Below are 15379 nucleotides of genomic sequence, written 5' to 3' on the forward strand. Positions count from 1 at the left end.
TATGAGCGATATTTCTTTCGTCCGCACGGAAATGCTGCCGCAGCAAGAACCGCCGTCCACATCGGTTGGTATTATCGGCTGGGCGCGCGAAAACCTGTTCTCGGGCTGGCTGAACTCGATCATCACGGTGGTCGGCGGGATCTTTATCCTGTATGTCGCCATCTTCCTGCTGGGCTGGGCCTGGTCGCCCACCTGGAGCGCAACCTCGCTGAGCGAGTGCCGCGAAATTCTGGCAGGACTTGGCCACGAAGGCCACGGCGCCTGCTGGGGTGTGATCCGGGACCGCTGGGTGCAGTTGATCTTTGGCTTCTACCCCGCTGATCTGTATTGGCGCCCGATCCTGGCGTTCATCCTGTTGGGTGTTGCATTGGCACCGGTGCTGTATGCCGACAAAGTCCCGGCGCAGCTGATCTATTTCACGGCCGTTTATCCGTTCATCATGCCCTGGCTTTTGTGGGGTGGAACGATCTGGGGGCCGCTGGCCGCCGCTGCCGGTTTTGCGATTGGCTATGGCGTCTACAAGCTGGTGGACAACGCCGCAGGCAGCCTGGCCGGTTTCATCGCAGGCGTTCTGGCAGCGGTGATCTGGTGGCTGGTCCTGGCCTCACTCGTGGCCGGCGCCTTGGGGAGCATCCTCCCCATCGGGTTGGAACCCGTCGAAAGCCGGAATTTCGGCGGGATGATGTTGTCGATCACCATCGGCGTCGTCGCCATCGCCTGCTCGCTGCCCATCGGCATCCTGCTGGCGCTGGGTCGTCAGTCGGACCTGTTGATCGTGAAATCCATCTGCGTGGGCTTTATCGAGTTCATCCGGGGCGTTCCGCTGATCACGCTGCTATTCGTGGCGTCGACCCTGCTGAACATCTTCATGCCGCCGGGCACGAACTTTGACATCATCATGCGGGTGATCATCATGGCCACGCTGTTTGCCTCTGCCTACATGGCCGAGGTGATCCGTGGCGGTCTGGCCGCCCTGCCCAAGGGACAGTACGAAGGCGCTGACAGCCTTGGTCTGAACTATTGGCAGGCCCAACGCCTGATCATCATGCCCCAGGCGCTGAAAATCTCGATCCCCGGCATCGTGTCCACCTTTATCGGGCTGTTCAAAGACACCACCCTGGTGTCGGTGATCGGCCTGTTGGACCCGCTGGGGCTCAGCAATGCCATCCGCGCCGACGCGGCCTGGAACGGCGTCGTATGGGAGCTTTACGGATTCATCGCGCTGATGTTCTTCGTCTTCTGCTTCGGCATGTCCCGCTACTCCATGTATCTCGAGCGCAAGCTCAGAACTGACCATCATTAAGGAGATCACCAAATGTCTGATCTTGCTATTGAACGTGATATCGACCGCTCCAAGATGCAGGTCTCGGATGAGGTCGCGATCGAAATCACCAACATGAACAAATGGTATGGCACCTTCCACGTGCTGCGCGATGTCAATCTGACGGTGAACCGGGGCGAGCGTATCGTCATCGCGGGCCCGTCCGGATCGGGGAAATCCACCCTGATCCGCTGCATCAACCGCCTGGAAGAACACCAGGCCGGCAGCATCGTCGTGGACGGAACCGAGCTCACCTCGGATCTGAAAAACATCGACAAAATCCGTTCCGAGGTTGGCATGTGCTTCCAGCACTTCAACCTGTTCCCGCACCTGACCATCCTGGAAAACTGCACGCTGGCCCCGATCTGGGTCCGTAAAACGCCCCGCAAAGAGGCGATCGACACCGCGATGCATTTCCTGGAAAAGGTAAAGATCCCCGACCAGGCCAATAAATACCCCGGCCAATTGTCGGGTGGTCAGCAACAGCGTGTGGCCATCGCCCGCTCGCTGTGTATGAAGCCGCGGATCATGCTCTTTGACGAACCCACCTCGGCGCTGGACCCCGAGATGATCAAAGAGGTGCTGGACACCATGATCGAGCTGGCCGAGGAAGGCATGACCATGCTGTGCGTGACCCACGAGATGGGCTTTGCCCGTCAGGTCGCCAACCGCGTGATCTTCATGGACCAGGGCCAGATCGTGGAACAGAACGAACCCGAAGAGTTCTTCAACAACCCCAAATCTGACCGGACCAAGCTGTTCCTGTCGCAGATTCTGGGCCACTGATCCAAAATATCAGCGCGCCTCGTGATCTGCGGGGCGCGCTCTTTCTTTGCTCTGAAAATACTCAAAATCCGGCGCTATCCGCCCAGCACTTCGCGTGGAATGGCGAACGCGACCGTGGCCCCTACACCAAATCCAAGCGCCCCCCAATCGGGCAAATCGAACTCTGCAATCAGCGTCGCGCAGGTGGGATAATCATAAAATCTTGGATGAGCGGGGCGATCTTGCACCAGTCTGGCCGCGAAATCCGCAATCCCCGGGTTGTGCCCGACCATCAGAACACTTGGCGCCGTCCCTGCACTGCGCAGCACACGCAGCATCACATCGGGGCCTGCATGGTACAGGTCGCGCGTAAACGTGCACGGGCCGCCAAATCCAGCGCCTTCAACCGTTTCCTGCGTGCGCCGCGCATCCGAGCTCAGCGTCAGAGCAGGCTGTTCGCCCCGCTCGCGCAACCAATCCCCCATGGCCCGCGCGGATTTGCGCCCACGACCGTTCAACGGGCGCGCATGATCGGGTTGCAGGGGGTCTCCCCAGTCGGATTTCGCGTGGCGCATCAGGATCAGGCGCAGGCTCACAGAAAGGCCCTCATATGAAAGGCGGATTGTTCCGCCAGCCTGCCATAGGTCTGACTGATCGGGCAAGCGCGCCGCGCCGCACAGCCGTTTTCCATGCAGTCGCGCCCGTCCTCGGTTCGCAAATACGCTTTGCAGGTGGGAACGTCATACCCCTCGGGCGTCAGTGCCTTCACCGGGCAGGCGGTCAGGCAGGGGGCTGCGCAATCGGTGCAAGGCGCGCTGTCCGGGGGCGGAGGCAGCGCTATCCGATGCGCAAATCCCAATGCGCCCCGAAACGAGGCAAACAGCCCCGCCTGCTCGTGCACAAGCAAGTTGATCGGCGAGGACCAGGTGCGCCCGCTGTCTGTCGCCCAGCGAAAGAACGGATGCCAGGGCGGTCCACCAAAGGGAAACAGGGCCGTCGCGCCAAGCTGGGTCGCCAGATCGTCAATTACACGGGTCGACCAGCGGTCCATCGGGTCGGGCAGGCCGTCCAGATACTCGGCGCTTTGGGTGAAAGCGGGCCAGAAGGCGGGCTCGTCCGGGCCCAGCAGGATCAAGGTGCCGATGCCCTCCAGATCATCGGGGTAAAGCCCGCCGCGAATGCACAAATGCCGCCCAAGGGCGGCATTCTGAATGGCGTCATAGGACGGGCTCATTCGTCCTCGGTGTGCGGTTTCACGCGTGGTTTGGTGGACCGGATGATCGAGCCCGCACCGTGTTCCGTGAACAGCTCTAGCAAGGTCGCATTGGGCATCCGCCCGTCCAGGATCACCACGGCGCGCACACCCCGATCCAGCGCGTCCAGCGCAGTTTCGGTCTTGGGGATCATGCCGCCGGCAATGGTGCCGTCTTCGATCATCTCGCGCACCTGCTCGGGGCTGATCTGGGTCATTACCTCGCCGTTTGCGCCCTTCACGCCGGGCACGTCGGTCAGCAGCAACAGACGGTCAGCCTGCAAGGCACCGGCAATGGCGCCAGCGGCCGTGTCGCCATTCACGTTGAAGGTTTCATTGTCGTTAACGCCGGTGCCGATGGGGGCGATGACGGGGATGATCCCTGCGTCACACAGATCGCGGATCACCTGCACCTTCATCTGCACCGGACGGCCCACAAAACCCAGTTCGGGGTCGTCAGCGACGCAGACCATCAGGTCATCGTCCTTGCCCGAGATGCCGACAGCGCGACCGCCTTCGTCGTTGATGGCTTGCACGATGCGCTTGTTGACCATGCCCGCCAGCACCATTTCCACGACCTCGACTGTGGCCTTGTCGGTGACACGCTTGCCGCGGACCCAATCGCTTTCGATGCCCAGACGTTTGAGCATGTCATTGATCATCGGGCCGCCGCCATGCACGATCACCGGGTTCACGCCCACCTGGCGCATCAGCACCATGTCGCGGGCGAACTCGGCCATGGCATCATCGTCGCCCATGGCGTTGCCGCCGAACTTGACGACAACCTGCGCGCCGGTGAAGCGTTGGAGATAGGGCAGAGCCTCGGAAAGGGTGCGGGCGGTGGCGATCCAGTCGCGGTTCATGTTCTGCTTCTTCATCATCTGCGTCCCGAAATTCGTGCTGTGTTACAGGCTTCGCGCCCGCGTGCCAAGTGTTACGTTGAACTTGCCCGCGATGGTGCTAGGGTCAAGGCAAATCAGTCAGAGGTAGTCAGATGGCAGAGCGTCAGAAAACGCTGCTGTTGACCGGAGCCAGCCGAGGGATCGGCCACGCCACGGTCCGGCGGTTCAATCGTGCCGGTTGGCGGGTGATCACCTGTTCGCGCGCGCCGTTTCCGCAGGAATGTCCCTGGGGTGGGGGCGAAGAAAACCACGTGCAGATCGACCTGGCGGACCCCACCGACACGATCAACAAGGTCGAAGAGATCCGTGACCGGCTGGATGGGCGCCTGGATGCGCTGGTGAACAATGCGGGGATCTCACCCAAGGGGCCGAATGGAGAGCGGCTGAATACGATCGACACCGATCTGATGACCTGGGGGCATGTGTTTCATGTGAACTTCTTTGCCTCGGTCGTGCTGGCGCGTGGATTGCGCGAGGAGCTGGCTGCGGCCAAAGGGGCCGTGGTGAACGTGACCTCGATCGCGGGATACCGGGTGCACCCGTTTGCCGGCGCGGCTTATGCGACCTCGAAGGCGGCGCTGAAGGCGCTGACACGGGAAATGGCCAATGATTTCGGGCCCATGGGCGTGCGTGTGAACGCGATTGCACCGGGTGAGATCGAAACCGCAATTCTGTCGCCCGGGACAGATAAACTGGCCGAGGAAATCCCACTGCGCCGGTTGGGACAAACCGAGGAAGTCGCCGATACGATCTATTTCCTGTGCAATGATGCGTCCTCGTATATCTCGGGGACCGAGATCGAGGTGAATGGCGGGCAGCACGTCTGAGGCCGTGATCCAACGGGCACGCCTGCGGCGTGGCACGATGCTTGACCCCCACCCTGACCCTCCCCTTCTGGGGAGGGAACTTTGCCTTGGGCGACCCTGTCAGATCAGCGTGGCGATGATCGCGCGCAGGGTCGGAATGCCGTCGCCTTTTTCCGAAGACGTGAGGACGATCTCGGGGAAGGCAGCCGGGTGTTTGGAGAGACGCTCGCGGACCTGGGCCAGGACGCGGTCCCGGTCCTTGAGTTTTACCTTGTCGGTCTTGGTCAGGACGCATTGAAAGGTGACAGCGGCGCTGTCCAGCAAGGACATGATTTCCTCGTCGACCTTTTTGATGCCGTGGCGCGCGTCGATCAGAACGAACGCGCGGCGCAGGTTTTGGCGGCCGGACAGGTATTGTTTCAACAGGCGCTGCCATTTTTCAACCACGGCCACCGGGGCGTTGGCAAAACCGTAGCCGGGCAGGTCGACAAGGTAGTGATCCTCGCCTGCGGTGAAGAAGTTGATTTCCTGCGTGCGGCCGGGGGTATTGGAGGCGCGGGCCAGGCCTTTGCGACCCGTCAGGGCGTTGATCAGGCTGGATTTTCCGACATTCGAGCGGCCCGCGAAGCAGACCTCGATCCGGTCAGCGGGGGGCAGGCCGTTCATGGCGACCACGCCTTTGAGAAACTCGGTTTCGCCGGCGAACAGCAAGCGGCCTTTTTCGCGGGTGATGTCGTCGGGCTCTTCTGCCAGGGGGAAGGGGAGTTGCATCACAGAACCTCGATGTCGTCGTTGATGGCGATGGGGCCGGATTTCGTGACCAGGGCGTAAACGCCGAAATCCTGATGGTCGTAAGCTTTGTCCAGTGCGGCCAGTGTATCCACATCCGAGCGGCCGGTTTTCGGGTTCACGGTGGTGGCCAGGCAACGGGTGATCCGTTCGACGATGCGCAGCTCGGCCCCGCCGATGCGGATCGTTTTGCCGATCAGGTCGAATTCGTGGAAAGGCGGCCAGTGGTCGGCCCACAGGTTGCCGCGAAAGCGGTGGATGGACAAATCCTGGCCGGTGCGGTGCCCAAGCGCGCGCAAAGAGCTGAGGCTGAGCAGCGACAGAAAAGGATCGGGCATATCGCCAAAAGGCTGATCCGGCAAATGCACCACATGCGCGGGGGCAGGGCGATTTTCGGGCCACAAGGGGCGCACCCAGTCGATCAGTTGCCGAGATTGCGCTGTTGGGTCCACAGTCAGGGACTTGGCGCGCGGATGGCTGAGGGTGACGATCCCGGCTTGGGTGTCCGTCTTTGCGCGCACAGCCATAAGGCCATGGCCGGCCACGCCCCGGACGAAGTTGCGCTTGGAGGCCCACTCGGTTGGCTGAGCACCGAAACTGGCGGCCTCGTGTGCGATGGCCCAGTGCCGATCAAAGGGAAGAGCGCGCCCCTGGGTCAGGGACGCGCTTTCGATCTCTTCGTACCCGACCGACTTGATCGGGTGACGGACGATATAGGCGAGACGGCTCATTTCTTCCGTTTGAAGCTGTTCTTGATATTGCCGAACACATCAGGTTTGTACCCGTGGCTGCGCATGATCAGATACTGCTGTGTAAAGGTGATCGTGTTGTTGGTGATCCAGTACAGGACCAGACCGCTGGCAAAGCTGCCGAGCATGAACATGAACACCCAGGGCATCCAGGCAAAAATCATCGCCTGGGTCGCATCGGTGGGCGCCGGGTTCAGTTTCTGTTGCAGCCACATCGAGATGCCCAGCAGGATCGGCAGGATGCCAAGGCTGACAAGGGCGAAAATGCTGTCGGGCGCCGGGGTTGCGTAAGGCAGCAGGCCAAACAGGTTCAGGATCGAGCTGGGGTCAGGCGCGCTGAGGTCGGTAATCCAGCCCAGCCAGGGCGCGTGGCGCAGTTCCAGCGTGACAAAGATCACCTTATACAGCGAGAAGAAGATCGGGATCTGGATCAGGATCGGCAAACAGCCCGAGGCGGGGTTTACCTTTTCCTTTTTGTACAGCTCCATCATGGCCTGCTGCATCTTGGAACGGTCTTCGCCTGCGTTTTTCTTCAGCTCTTCCATCTTGGGCTGAAGCTCTTTCATCTTGGCCATCGAGGCATAGGATTTATACGCCAGCGGGAAGACAACCGCCTTGATCACGATGGTCAGGGCGATAATCGACCACCCCATATTGCCGATGTAGATGTTCAGGAAGTGCAGCGCCTGGAAGATCGGCTTGGTCAGGAAGAAGAACCAACCCCAGTCGATCGAGTCGACGAATTTCGCAACGCCGGCGTTTTCATAGTTGCGGATCGCTTCCCATTCCTTGGCGCCCGAAAACAGCTGTGTATCGGCGCTGACGGTTTGGCCAGGGGCCAGGGTTTGCGTCGGCTGAACCGCCTCGGCCTGGAAAATATTGCGCGCCTCGTCGTATTTGATCACCGACTTAAAGGGCGTTCCCGCCGTGGGGATCAGGGTCGACATCCAATAGTGATCGGTGAAGCCGATCCAGCCGCTTTCGGTTACTTGCGTTACTTCGGCGCGGGTGCCCTCGCGCGCATTGAAATCCAGGTCTTCCAGATTGCCATACGAGGTCTCGGTCAGCTCTCCATCGGCCATGCCAACGGTGCCCTCGTGCAGGATAAAGAAGTTCTTGGCATTGGCGGGCTCGCCATGGCGGGCAAGAATCCCATAGGGGGCAAGCGACACGGTGCTGGACCCCGCGTTCGTCACCGACTGGTTCACGCTGAACATATAATCCTGATCAACACTGATGGTCCGGCGGAAGGTCTGGCCTGCGCCATTGTCCCAAACCAGCGTGATCGGGGTTGTGGGGGTCAGGACTGTGCCGTTTTCGATCGCCCACAGAGTGTTGGGCCCAGGTACTGCCTCTGGCGACAGGCCCGCGCCAGCGGCCCAGCCAAACAGGGCGTAATAGGCGTTTTCGCTGCCAACGGGCGACAGGACGGTCACATTGGCTGATCCGGGCTCGTTCTCTTCGCGGTAATCTTTCAGCGCCAGTTGATCAATGCGACCACCCAACAGTGAAATCGCGCCTTCGACGCGCGGTGTGTCGATGGCCAGGCGGGGGGCATCACTGTCGGTGGCTTCGAGCGCATCCTGCGCTGGGGCCGCCGGAGTCGCCGCTGGCGCAGACGGGGCCGCCGGTGTGGTGACCCCGTCGGCGGTCGCGACCGGAGCGTTGGGATCGGTCGGTTCGGCCTCGGGGGGCGGGAAAAGGATGAACCATACAAGGATGACAACAAAGCTGAGCGCCGTCGCCAGGATGAGGTTCTTGTTTTGAGAAGTCCATCTGATCAAAGCCTGTCGTTTCGAAGTTCAGGCTGGTTCAACAGAGTGCGGCCCAAAAGGTCAAGCAGTTTCACTCGAAAACAAGGATGACTGCGGGTATTCTGGGGTCAAATTTGTTTGCGCCCGATCAGGGGGGGCTGTTTTACGCGGGCTTCGTGGGCGCGAATCCAATCCAGTGTTTGTTCAAAGGGCATCGGTCGGGCAATTCCAAACCCCTGCACATGACCGCATCCCAGTTGCGCCAGCAACGCGTGTTCTGCCGGGGTTTCGACACCTTCCGCCAATGTGTCCAGCCCTAGGCGCTCGGCCATCGAGAGGATTGCGGTCACCATGCGCTGTTGCTCGGCATCTTTGTCGACCTTCATGACAAAACTGCGGTCGATCTTGATTCGTTGCACGGCGAAACGTCGGATAGAGGAAATCGAGGCATGACCGGTACCGAAATCGTCCAAGTCGATATGACAGCCCTGAGCCGCCAGTTCGTTGATGTTTTGCGCAACGATATCATCCGGGGTTTCAGCGACCACAGTTTCCAGAACCTCGATTGTCAGGCGATCCGAGGCAAGTTCCAATCGGTCCAGTTCCCAGTTGATTTTTTCCGCCAGCTTCGGATTGCGCAGCTCCTGTTCGGCAAAATTGACACCGACCGTTGGAATGTGCACGCCAGCGCGGTCCCAGTCCGTTATCGCAGCCAGGGACCGGCACAGCATGACCTCGCCCAGACGTTCCATCATTCCTGCCTTTTCCAGGGCAGGCAAAAAGCTGGCCGGGGGAACGATCCCTTGTTCTGGATGCACCCAGCGTGCCAGGGATTCGAACCCGGTGATATGACCGGTATCCGTCGAGACCTGGGGCTGGAACCACGGCTGGATCTGGCCGTTTTCCAGGGCGTGCACCGCTTGGTCGGTCAGGTCGGAATGACTGAGACGGGCGGATTTCAGGCTTTCGGTCCATGCGCGGATCGCAGACGGGGCGTTGGCACGGGCATCCTCAAGCGCGGCCTGCGTATTTTGCGCCATCTTCAACCCGTTGCGATGGGTGTTCTGCTGGCTTAGGCTGAAGGCGATGGAACAAGACACATAGATGCTGGTGGCTTCCAGTGAAACGGGTTCTTCAACGGCCGCTTGCAATCGGCGGGCCAATTGGATCGCCATTTCCAGGTCCATCAGACGGACGGGAGCCATGACAACAGGGATCACGCCGTCCTCGGGTTTCAGGACAATATCGCCGTGACGCAGAACAGCACCGATTCGGTCGGAAATGCGATCCAGAACGCGATCCACCGCAATCCGGCCATACCGGTCCAGCAATTCGTCATAGTCGTCCAGTGACACCATATAGCAGGCAAAGGATTTGTTCTGCTGATGCGCATCGGCCAGATGTTGTTCCAGCAAGACCTCGAGCGGAGGAAGTTCAGGTGGCGTCGGGGCAGACATCTGTCCGAAACCGCCCACAGCGGCGTAGATCACGGGAAAGCCAAGGGACACAGCCAGCAAATAGGCCTCGCCTCCGATCCAATAGGCGCTGAGGACGGTTGCGGGAAGAAAGGCCAGCATTTGTGGCCCCGTCAGTGCCTGACGAAGTTTCACACGCAGATGTGCCAAGGCCTGCAGCCGGGGATGAGACATGGGAACCCTTTCCTTGCGATCCGAAGGAAAGCTAGGGCCCCAATACTCAACGCTGCCTTAACGCAGCTTCGGCAAATCAGCGTCGATTTGTTGAAAATTGTTCTGACCCAGCTCCAGCCCGGCGAAATCGAACAGTTTCGGGTCCAGCAAATGCGAGGGACGGGCATTCATCAGCGCGCGGAACATCACCTGACGGCGACCGGGGGCGTTCTTCTCCCATCCATCCAGAATTTGTTTGACCTGCTGGCGTTGCAGCCCGTCCTGAGACCCGCACAGATCACAGGGAATGATCGGATAATTCATCAGGCGGGCGAATTTCTCGCAATCGGCCTCGGCCACATGGGCCAGCGGGCGATAGAGGAACAGATCGCCCTCTTCATTGACCAATTTCGGTGGCATCGTGGCCAGACGCCCGCCGTGGAACAGGTTCATGAAGAAGGTTTCCAGAATGTCATCGCGGTGATGACCCAAAACCACGGCCGAGCACCCCTCTTCGCGCGCGATTCTATAAAGGTTCCCGCGCCGCAGGCGTGAACACAGCGCACAGTAGGTCCGCCCCTGAGGCACCTTGTCCATCACCACCGAATAGGTGTCCTGGTATTCAATCCGATGGGGCACGCCCATCTTTTCCAGGAACTCCGGCAGGACCGTCGCGGGGAAACCGGGCTGACCCTGATCCAGATTGCAGGCCAGCAGTTCAACCGGCAGCAAGCCGCGCCATTTCAGCTCGTGCAGCACGGCCAGCAGAGTATAGCTGTCCTTGCCGCCCGACAGGCAGACCAGCCATTTAGCGCCCGGTTCGATCATGCCGTATTGCTCGATCGCCTCGCGGGTATAGCGAACAATCCGCTTGCGCAGTTTCTTGAAATCAGCCGATTTCGGCGCGCCGTGAAACAGCGGGTGGATGTCGTCTTGGTCGTCCAGCATGGACAGTGCTTTACTGGCATTCACCATTCTGGGCAAGGCCCGGCAATTCAAGGCGTTTGAATGCGTTTGGGGAAACGTGTGCCGTCCGCTAGGATGTCAATCATAGGTGTTTTGCATGGGTGTTGGAAAATGAGATTGCTGCCTGTTTTGGTACTCGCGTTCGTGGCGATGGCTGAGGTGTTGAACGCTGGATCGATGAGCGGATCAGGGGCAGGCAAAGCGTTTAACGCGCTGGTCAAAAGCAAAAAACCAGCGGTGCTGTTCAATTTTGAAAGCAAACGCTTTTGCCCGAACAGAAGTATTCGCACAGCGCCCAGTTCGGTTCTTATCCCACGAACGGGCCATAGCGGCAGCCATACGCGCAAGCTGAATGAAACGCTGCAATGGTTCAACAAAGCGATTTCGAGCGCTGTCGCCAGCCCGCAGCAGGCCAAGGCCCTCGCCAAAGAGATGACGGTGCTGGCACAGGCCCGGGCCTACACCAAGCAGGATTGGAGCGGCTCAGGATCAAATCCGGCTCATTGGGCGTCAGTTCTGTTGAAGAACGTCGCAATCGCGGTGAATGTGATCGATCATCGCGGCGGCTGGTCGCCCGGTCAGCGCGAGGCCGTCGTGAAATGGGGCGATACGCTTTGGAAAACCTCGCATTTTACCGCATGGGGCGCGCGTCAAAGCGATCGCTGGCCGGATACGGTTGCAGCGGCGGCAACGGCCTATGTCTATTGGGGGATCGCCAGCCACAACAAACGCGCCTTTACCGAGGGGCTGCGCGATTTTGATAAGGTGGTCAAAAGTTTCAAGGCAAATGGCACCTTGGCAGAATTCTACGACGATCAAACCCTGCGGGCCCCGTATCGGGGGAAGCTGCCAGATAACTGGGGTGTGCGCATCGAGGATAAATTGATCGGTGATCTTGTCATGACGGCGCATGCGATCCGGCACATCGGCGGCAATCTGTTTGACTACAAGGCTGGGAAAGGCACCACTTTGTATGAGGTCGTGGTGAACTGGCAGAACACCTTGTTCGCGAACGGTGGGGCGGCATCCAGAGGACAAGACAAGCAGTTCCTGCGCGCCCATGGCGGCGAGGCAAGCTGGAGTTGGACCGAATATTTCGTCGCGAATTACCCTGCTGACCCACAAACTTCGGTCCTGCGCCAGCGCAGTGCGCGCTATCGTGGCGGCGGGTATGTTGGCGTTGCCACGGGCCCTGCCAGTTGTTTGTTGCGCTAGTCTTTGCGCTTGGGGTCGGGGACCGGGTCATAGCCATCGCTGCCCAGAGGATGGCAGCGCCCGATGCGGCGGATCGTTAGCCAGCTGCCCCGGATCGCGCCGTGTTTTTCCAGTGCTTCCAGCGCATAGGCGCTGCAGGTGGGCTGATACCGGCAATTGTGCCCGACCCAGGGGCTGAAGATCAGCCGATATGCCCGGACGGGCAGGGCTGCGATATGGGCAAGCGGAGTCATGTGCGATCCTGATGCAGCTTTTTCAGCGCATAGATAAGATCGCCCTGCAGGTCCGCAAAGGGGCGCTGGGCGGTCATTTCCGCGCGCCCGATCAGCACGTAATCCCATCCGTCGCGGCCATGGGTGGGCAGCACCATCCGGGCCACCTCGCGCAAACGGCGCTTGGCGCGGTTGCGGGCCACGGCGTTGCCGACCTTCTTGGAACAGGTAAAGCCCACGCGGATTCCCTGCGTGGGCTCGTCTGCGCGTCGTTTGCGCGCCTGAACCATCATACCCTTGGTGCCCTGGCGCCGTGCCTTCGACGCGCGCAGGAAATCCGAGCGGTTTTTGAGAACCTGCAGACAAACGGAAACCGCCGGGGGCATGTCCCCAGGGCTGGCAGTGCCATCCATAGGGGCCTCCGGCGGTGTCATGTCCGTCAGGTCGGCTAAGCTTAGGCGCTCAGCGACTTGCGGCCGCGTGCGCGGCGTGCGTTCAGGATCTTGCGACCGGCTTTGGTGGCCATGCGGGCGCGGAATCCGTGGCGGCGCTTGCGAACCAGGTTCGAGGGCTGGTAGGTGCGTTTCATCGCTCCGTCTCCAAATCATCTGGGGGCTGGACAAGCGGATTCGCCCGGCCCGTGGTATCCGAAGCCCGTCCTATAGGGGCAGGTCCGGACTATGTCAAATCCCCCGACGGGCTTTTGCAACAAAAATATGGCTCTTCTCGGGGTCAAATGTTTCAAGCCGCGGCAAAACCCGTGAAAACGCGGCGTTACACGTCACCAGCGATCAACCCGGCGTGATCACCCTATCATCTGGCGCGTCCTGCCCGCATCTTGGCTGCAACCGAGATTGGGGAAGATTGTGGAAAACAAACAGGAAAAACAAGGCCGAAGCTGGGGGCGCCTGCTGCCGTTGCTGGTGATTCTGGTGGTGGCGCTGGTCGGGGGCTATCTGCTGCGCGACTATCTGAGCTTTGAGACCTTGCGCGACAACCGTCAGGCCCTGGTGGAGTTCCGGGATGCGAATTACGTGGCGACGGTGTTGGTCTTTATGGCCGTTTACGTGCTGATCGTGGCGTTTTCTTTGCCCGGAGCCTCGATCGCGACGCTGACGGGCGGCTTTCTGTTCGCCACCTTCCCCGGGGCGCTTTTCAACATCACCGCCGCCACCATTGGCGCCGTGGGCATCTTTCTGGCGGCCCGCTGGGGTTTGGGCGAACGTCTGGCCGCCAAAATGGAAAGCAGCGAGGGTGCGGTCAAAAAGATCAAGGATGGCATAGACGAGAATCAGTGGTCCATGCTGTTCCTGATCCGGCTGGTGCCCGCCGTGCCCTTCTTTGTGGCCAACCTTGTCCCTGCACTGGTTGGTGTGCCGCTGTCCCGGTTCGCGATCTCGACCTTTCTGGGCATCATTCCGGGCGGGGTCGTCTATACCTCGGTCGGTGCCGGACTGGGCGAGGTGTTCGAGCGTGGCGAGACCCCCAACCTGGGCATCATCTTCGAGCCCCAAATACTGCTTCCAATTCTGGGCCTGTGCGCGCTGGCGGCGCTGCCCATCGTGATCAAGGCCCTGCGTGGCCGGAAAGGTGCCTGATGGCGGATATCAAGACGGATTTGCTGGTAATTGGCGCGGGCTCGGGCGGGTTGTCCGTGGCGGCTGGGGCCGTGCAAATGGGGGCCGATGTGACCTTGTTGGAAGGCCATAAGATGGGCGGGGACTGCCTGAACTATGGTTGCGTGCCCTCTAAGGCGCTGCTGGCGGCGGGTCACGCGGCCCATGCGATGAAGGCTGGCGCGGCCATGGGCGTGACGCCGGTCGAGCCGCAGGTGGATTACGCCAAGGCCAAGGATCATGTCGCCGCCGTGATTGACACCATCGCCCCGGTCGACAGTCAGGAACGCTTCGAAGGGCTGGGCGTCCGCGTCATCCGCGAGTTTGGCCGCTTCACCGGCCCGCGCACCGTTCAGGCGGGCGCGCATACCATCACCGCGCGCCGGGTGATCATCGCCACGGGCTCGTCCCCGTTTGTGCCGCCGATCCCCGGGCTGGACAACGTGCCCTATCAGACCAATGAAACCCTGTTCGATCTGCGCGAAAAGCCCGAGCATCTGCTGATCATCGGCGGTGGCCCCATCGGGATGGAGATGGCGCAGGCGCATATCCGCTTGGGCTGTAAGGTGACGGTGATCGAGGGCATGAAGGCGCTGGGCAAGGATGACCCGGAGCTGGCCGCCATCGCGCTGGAGGCCTTGCGCGAGGAAGGCGTAGACATCGTCGAAGGCGCGCTGGCGCAGCAGATCAGCGGCTCGGAGGGTGACATCACCGTGGAAACCTCGGCCGGGACCTTCAAGGGCACCCATCTGCTGATGGCCGTCGGGCGCAAACCCAATATCGATAAGCTGAACCTGGAAGCGGCGGGAATCGAGTACGAACGCAGCGGGATCACCGTTGATGACCGCCTGCAGACCTCGAACAAGAAGGTCTATGCCATCGGGGACGTCGCCGGTGGGCTGCAATTCACCCATGTCGCGGGCTATCACGCGAGCCTGATCATCCGAGAGGTCCTGTTCGGCCTGCCCGCAAAGGTGAAAACCGCGCATATCCCCTGGGCCACCTATACCGACCCCGAAATGGCGCAAGTCGGCCTGACCGAAGCGCAAGCGCGCGAACAATACGGCGATAAGCTGGAGGTCGCGCGGTTCGAATACCATCACAACGACCGCGCCATCGCCATTCGCCAGACCAAGGGCCTGATCAAGGTGATGGTGGTCAAGGGGCGGCCTGTTGGGGCCTCGATCGTGGGGCATCAGGCGGGCGAATTGATCGCCACCTGGTCGCTGGCCATCGCCAATGGCATCAAGATGGCGGGGATTTCTGCGATGATTGCGCCCTATCCGACCATTGCCGAGGTTAACAAGCGCGCAGCGGGTGCCTATTTCTCTCCTAAACTGTTTGATAACATGAAGGTCAAACGGGTGGTGCGGTTCGTCCAACGCTGGCTGCCATGACCCGATA

At 60.6% G+C, this 15379-nt stretch carries 17 protein-coding genes; 6 read left to right on the forward strand and 11 right to left on the reverse strand.

Going from position 1 to position 15379, the window contains the following annotated elements:
* Window position 1 precedes the first annotated feature (1 nt).
* Both ACXADQ_RS09570 and ACXADQ_RS09575 read left to right on the forward strand, forming a co-directional pair.
* A complete protein-coding gene (locus tag ACXADQ_RS09570) occupies window positions 2-1303 on the forward strand; it encodes an amino acid ABC transporter permease (protein ID WP_475319480.1) in 1302 nt (433 codons plus the stop codon).
* A gap of 12 nt (window positions 1304-1315) precedes the next feature.
* Window positions 1316-2107, forward strand: a complete 792-nt coding sequence (locus tag ACXADQ_RS09575; protein WP_475319483.1) for an amino acid ABC transporter ATP-binding protein — start codon at window positions 1316-1318, stop codon at window positions 2105-2107.
* Between the two features lie 74 nt (window positions 2108-2181).
* Here the strand turns inward: ACXADQ_RS09575 and ACXADQ_RS09580 are convergent, their stop codons facing one another.
* From ACXADQ_RS09580 to argB, 3 genes are read right to left on the reverse strand one after another with little or no spacing between them, the layout of a single operon-like run.
* On the reverse strand, window positions 2182-2682 hold the full coding sequence (locus ACXADQ_RS09580; protein WP_475319487.1) for a SixA phosphatase family protein: 501 nt from the start codon (window positions 2680-2682) through the stop codon (window positions 2182-2184).
* Window positions 2679-3320 (reverse strand): ferredoxin, encoded by a 642-nt coding sequence (locus tag ACXADQ_RS09585; protein WP_475319491.1) that lies wholly within the window; start codon window positions 3318-3320, stop codon window positions 2679-2681. Before ACXADQ_RS09585 ends, ACXADQ_RS09580 begins: the two co-directional genes overlap by 4 nt.
* A complete protein-coding gene (gene argB, locus ACXADQ_RS09590) occupies window positions 3317-4201 on the reverse strand; it encodes an acetylglutamate kinase (RefSeq protein WP_475326063.1) in 885 nt (294 codons plus the stop codon). Before argB ends, ACXADQ_RS09585 begins: the two co-directional genes overlap by 4 nt.
* Before the next feature lie 131 nt (window positions 4202-4332).
* Between argB and ACXADQ_RS09595 the strand changes: the two genes are divergently transcribed.
* A complete protein-coding gene (locus ACXADQ_RS09595) occupies window positions 4333-5067 on the forward strand; it encodes an SDR family NAD(P)-dependent oxidoreductase (protein ID WP_475319494.1) in 735 nt (244 codons plus the stop codon).
* A 99-nt stretch (window positions 5068-5166) separates the two neighbouring features.
* Here ACXADQ_RS09595 and yihA read toward each other — a convergent pair whose 3' ends face one another.
* The 5 genes from yihA to ttcA form a co-directional block, all read right to left on the reverse strand.
* Entirely contained in the window at window positions 5167-5817 is a 651-nt protein-coding gene (gene yihA, locus ACXADQ_RS09600) for a ribosome biogenesis GTP-binding protein YihA/YsxC (RefSeq protein WP_475319498.1), read from the reverse strand.
* On the reverse strand, window positions 5817-6566 hold the full coding sequence (locus ACXADQ_RS09605) for an MOSC domain-containing protein (RefSeq protein WP_475319501.1): 750 nt from the start codon (window positions 6564-6566) through the stop codon (window positions 5817-5819). Before ACXADQ_RS09605 ends, yihA begins: the two co-directional genes overlap by 1 nt.
* Complete coding sequence (gene yidC / locus ACXADQ_RS09610; protein ID WP_475319503.1) at window positions 6563-8368, reverse strand: membrane protein insertase YidC; 1806 nt, start codon at window positions 8366-8368, stop codon at window positions 6563-6565. Before yidC ends, ACXADQ_RS09605 begins: the two co-directional genes overlap by 4 nt.
* A 98-nt stretch (window positions 8369-8466) precedes the next feature.
* Window positions 8467-9987 (reverse strand): putative bifunctional diguanylate cyclase/phosphodiesterase, encoded by a 1521-nt coding sequence (locus ACXADQ_RS09615; RefSeq protein ID WP_475319504.1) that lies wholly within the window; start codon window positions 9985-9987, stop codon window positions 8467-8469.
* 57 nt (window positions 9988-10044) lie between these two features.
* The gene (gene ttcA, locus ACXADQ_RS09620; RefSeq protein WP_475319507.1) at window positions 10045-10914 is read right to left on the reverse strand and encodes a tRNA 2-thiocytidine(32) synthetase TtcA; all 870 of its coding nucleotides are present in this window, start codon (window positions 10912-10914) and stop codon (window positions 10045-10047) included.
* Between the two features lie 129 nt (window positions 10915-11043).
* On the opposite strand from ttcA, the gene ACXADQ_RS09625 reads away from it, so the two are divergent.
* Window positions 11044-12147, forward strand: coding sequence for a hypothetical protein (locus tag ACXADQ_RS09625; RefSeq protein ID WP_475319510.1), 1104 nt, complete (start codon window positions 11044-11046; stop codon window positions 12145-12147).
* Here ACXADQ_RS09625 and yidD read toward each other — a convergent pair.
* From yidD to rpmH, 3 genes are read right to left on the reverse strand one after another with little or no spacing between them, the layout of a single operon-like run.
* A complete protein-coding gene (yidD, locus tag ACXADQ_RS09630) occupies window positions 12144-12380 on the reverse strand; it encodes a membrane protein insertion efficiency factor YidD (RefSeq protein ID WP_475319512.1) in 237 nt (78 codons plus the stop codon). The genes ACXADQ_RS09625 and yidD overlap by 4 nt on opposite strands.
* Window positions 12377-12793, reverse strand: coding sequence for a ribonuclease P protein component (gene rnpA, locus ACXADQ_RS09635; protein ID WP_475319514.1), 417 nt, complete (start codon window positions 12791-12793; stop codon window positions 12377-12379). Before rnpA ends, yidD begins: the two co-directional genes overlap by 4 nt.
* Before the next feature lie 20 nt (window positions 12794-12813).
* Window positions 12814-12948: a 50S ribosomal protein L34 gene (gene rpmH, locus ACXADQ_RS09640; RefSeq protein ID WP_005980833.1), complete on the reverse strand. Its 135-nt coding sequence runs from the start codon at window positions 12946-12948 to the stop codon at window positions 12814-12816.
* A gap of 277 nt (window positions 12949-13225) precedes the next feature.
* On the opposite strand from rpmH, the gene ACXADQ_RS09645 reads away from it, so the two are divergent.
* Complete coding sequence (locus ACXADQ_RS09645) at window positions 13226-13957, forward strand: TVP38/TMEM64 family protein (protein ID WP_475319517.1); 732 nt, start codon at window positions 13226-13228, stop codon at window positions 13955-13957.
* Window positions 13957-15372 carry a dihydrolipoyl dehydrogenase family protein gene (locus tag ACXADQ_RS09650; protein WP_475319521.1) on the forward strand — a complete coding sequence of 472 codons (1416 nt, stop codon included), beginning with the start codon at window positions 13957-13959 and terminating at the stop codon, window positions 15370-15372. The genes ACXADQ_RS09645 and ACXADQ_RS09650 overlap by 1 nt, the downstream gene beginning before the upstream one ends.
* Window positions 15373-15379 lie beyond the last annotated feature (7 nt).

It is taken from the genome of Thalassovita sp. ABM4_323 (assembly GCF_056158665.1).

Excerpts from the sequence above, each read along its gene's own strand:
- ACXADQ_RS09570 (WP_475319480.1), top strand. The coding sequence starts at position 2 with ATGAGCGATATTTCTTTCGTCCGCACGGAAATGCTGCCGCAGCAAGAA.
- ACXADQ_RS09575 (WP_475319483.1), top strand. The coding sequence starts at position 1,316 with ATGTCTGATCTTGCTATTGAACGTGATATCGACCGCTCCAAGATGCAG.
- ACXADQ_RS09585 (WP_475319491.1), bottom strand. The coding sequence starts at position 3,320 with ATGAGCCCGTCCTATGACGCCATTCAGAATGCCGCCCTTGGGCGGCAT.
- argB (WP_475326063.1), bottom strand. The coding sequence starts at position 4,201 with ATGAACCGCGACTGGATCGCCACCGCCCGCACCCTTTCCGAGGCTCTG.
- ACXADQ_RS09595 (WP_475319494.1), top strand. The coding sequence starts at position 4,333 with ATGGCAGAGCGTCAGAAAACGCTGCTGTTGACCGGAGCCAGCCGAGGG.
- yihA (WP_475319498.1), bottom strand. The coding sequence starts at position 5,817 with ATGCAACTCCCCTTCCCCCTGGCAGAAGAGCCCGACGACATCACCCGC.
- ACXADQ_RS09605 (WP_475319501.1), bottom strand. The coding sequence starts at position 6,566 with ATGAGCCGTCTCGCCTATATCGTCCGTCACCCGATCAAGTCGGTCGGG.
- ACXADQ_RS09615 (WP_475319504.1), bottom strand. The coding sequence starts at position 9,987 with ATGTCTCATCCCCGGCTGCAGGCCTTGGCACATCTGCGTGTGAAACTT.
- ttcA (WP_475319507.1), bottom strand. The coding sequence starts at position 10,914 with ATGCTGGACGACCAAGACGACATCCACCCGCTGTTTCACGGCGCGCCG.
- ACXADQ_RS09625 (WP_475319510.1), top strand. The coding sequence starts at position 11,044 with ATGAGATTGCTGCCTGTTTTGGTACTCGCGTTCGTGGCGATGGCTGAG.
- yidD (WP_475319512.1), bottom strand. The coding sequence starts at position 12,380 with ATGACTCCGCTTGCCCATATCGCAGCCCTGCCCGTCCGGGCATATCGG.
- rnpA (WP_475319514.1), bottom strand. The coding sequence starts at position 12,793 with ATGACACCGCCGGAGGCCCCTATGGATGGCACTGCCAGCCCTGGGGAC.
- rpmH (WP_005980833.1), bottom strand. The coding sequence starts at position 12,948 with ATGAAACGCACCTACCAGCCCTCGAACCTGGTTCGCAAGCGCCGCCAC.
- ACXADQ_RS09650 (WP_475319521.1), top strand. The coding sequence starts at position 13,957 with ATGGCGGATATCAAGACGGATTTGCTGGTAATTGGCGCGGGCTCGGGC.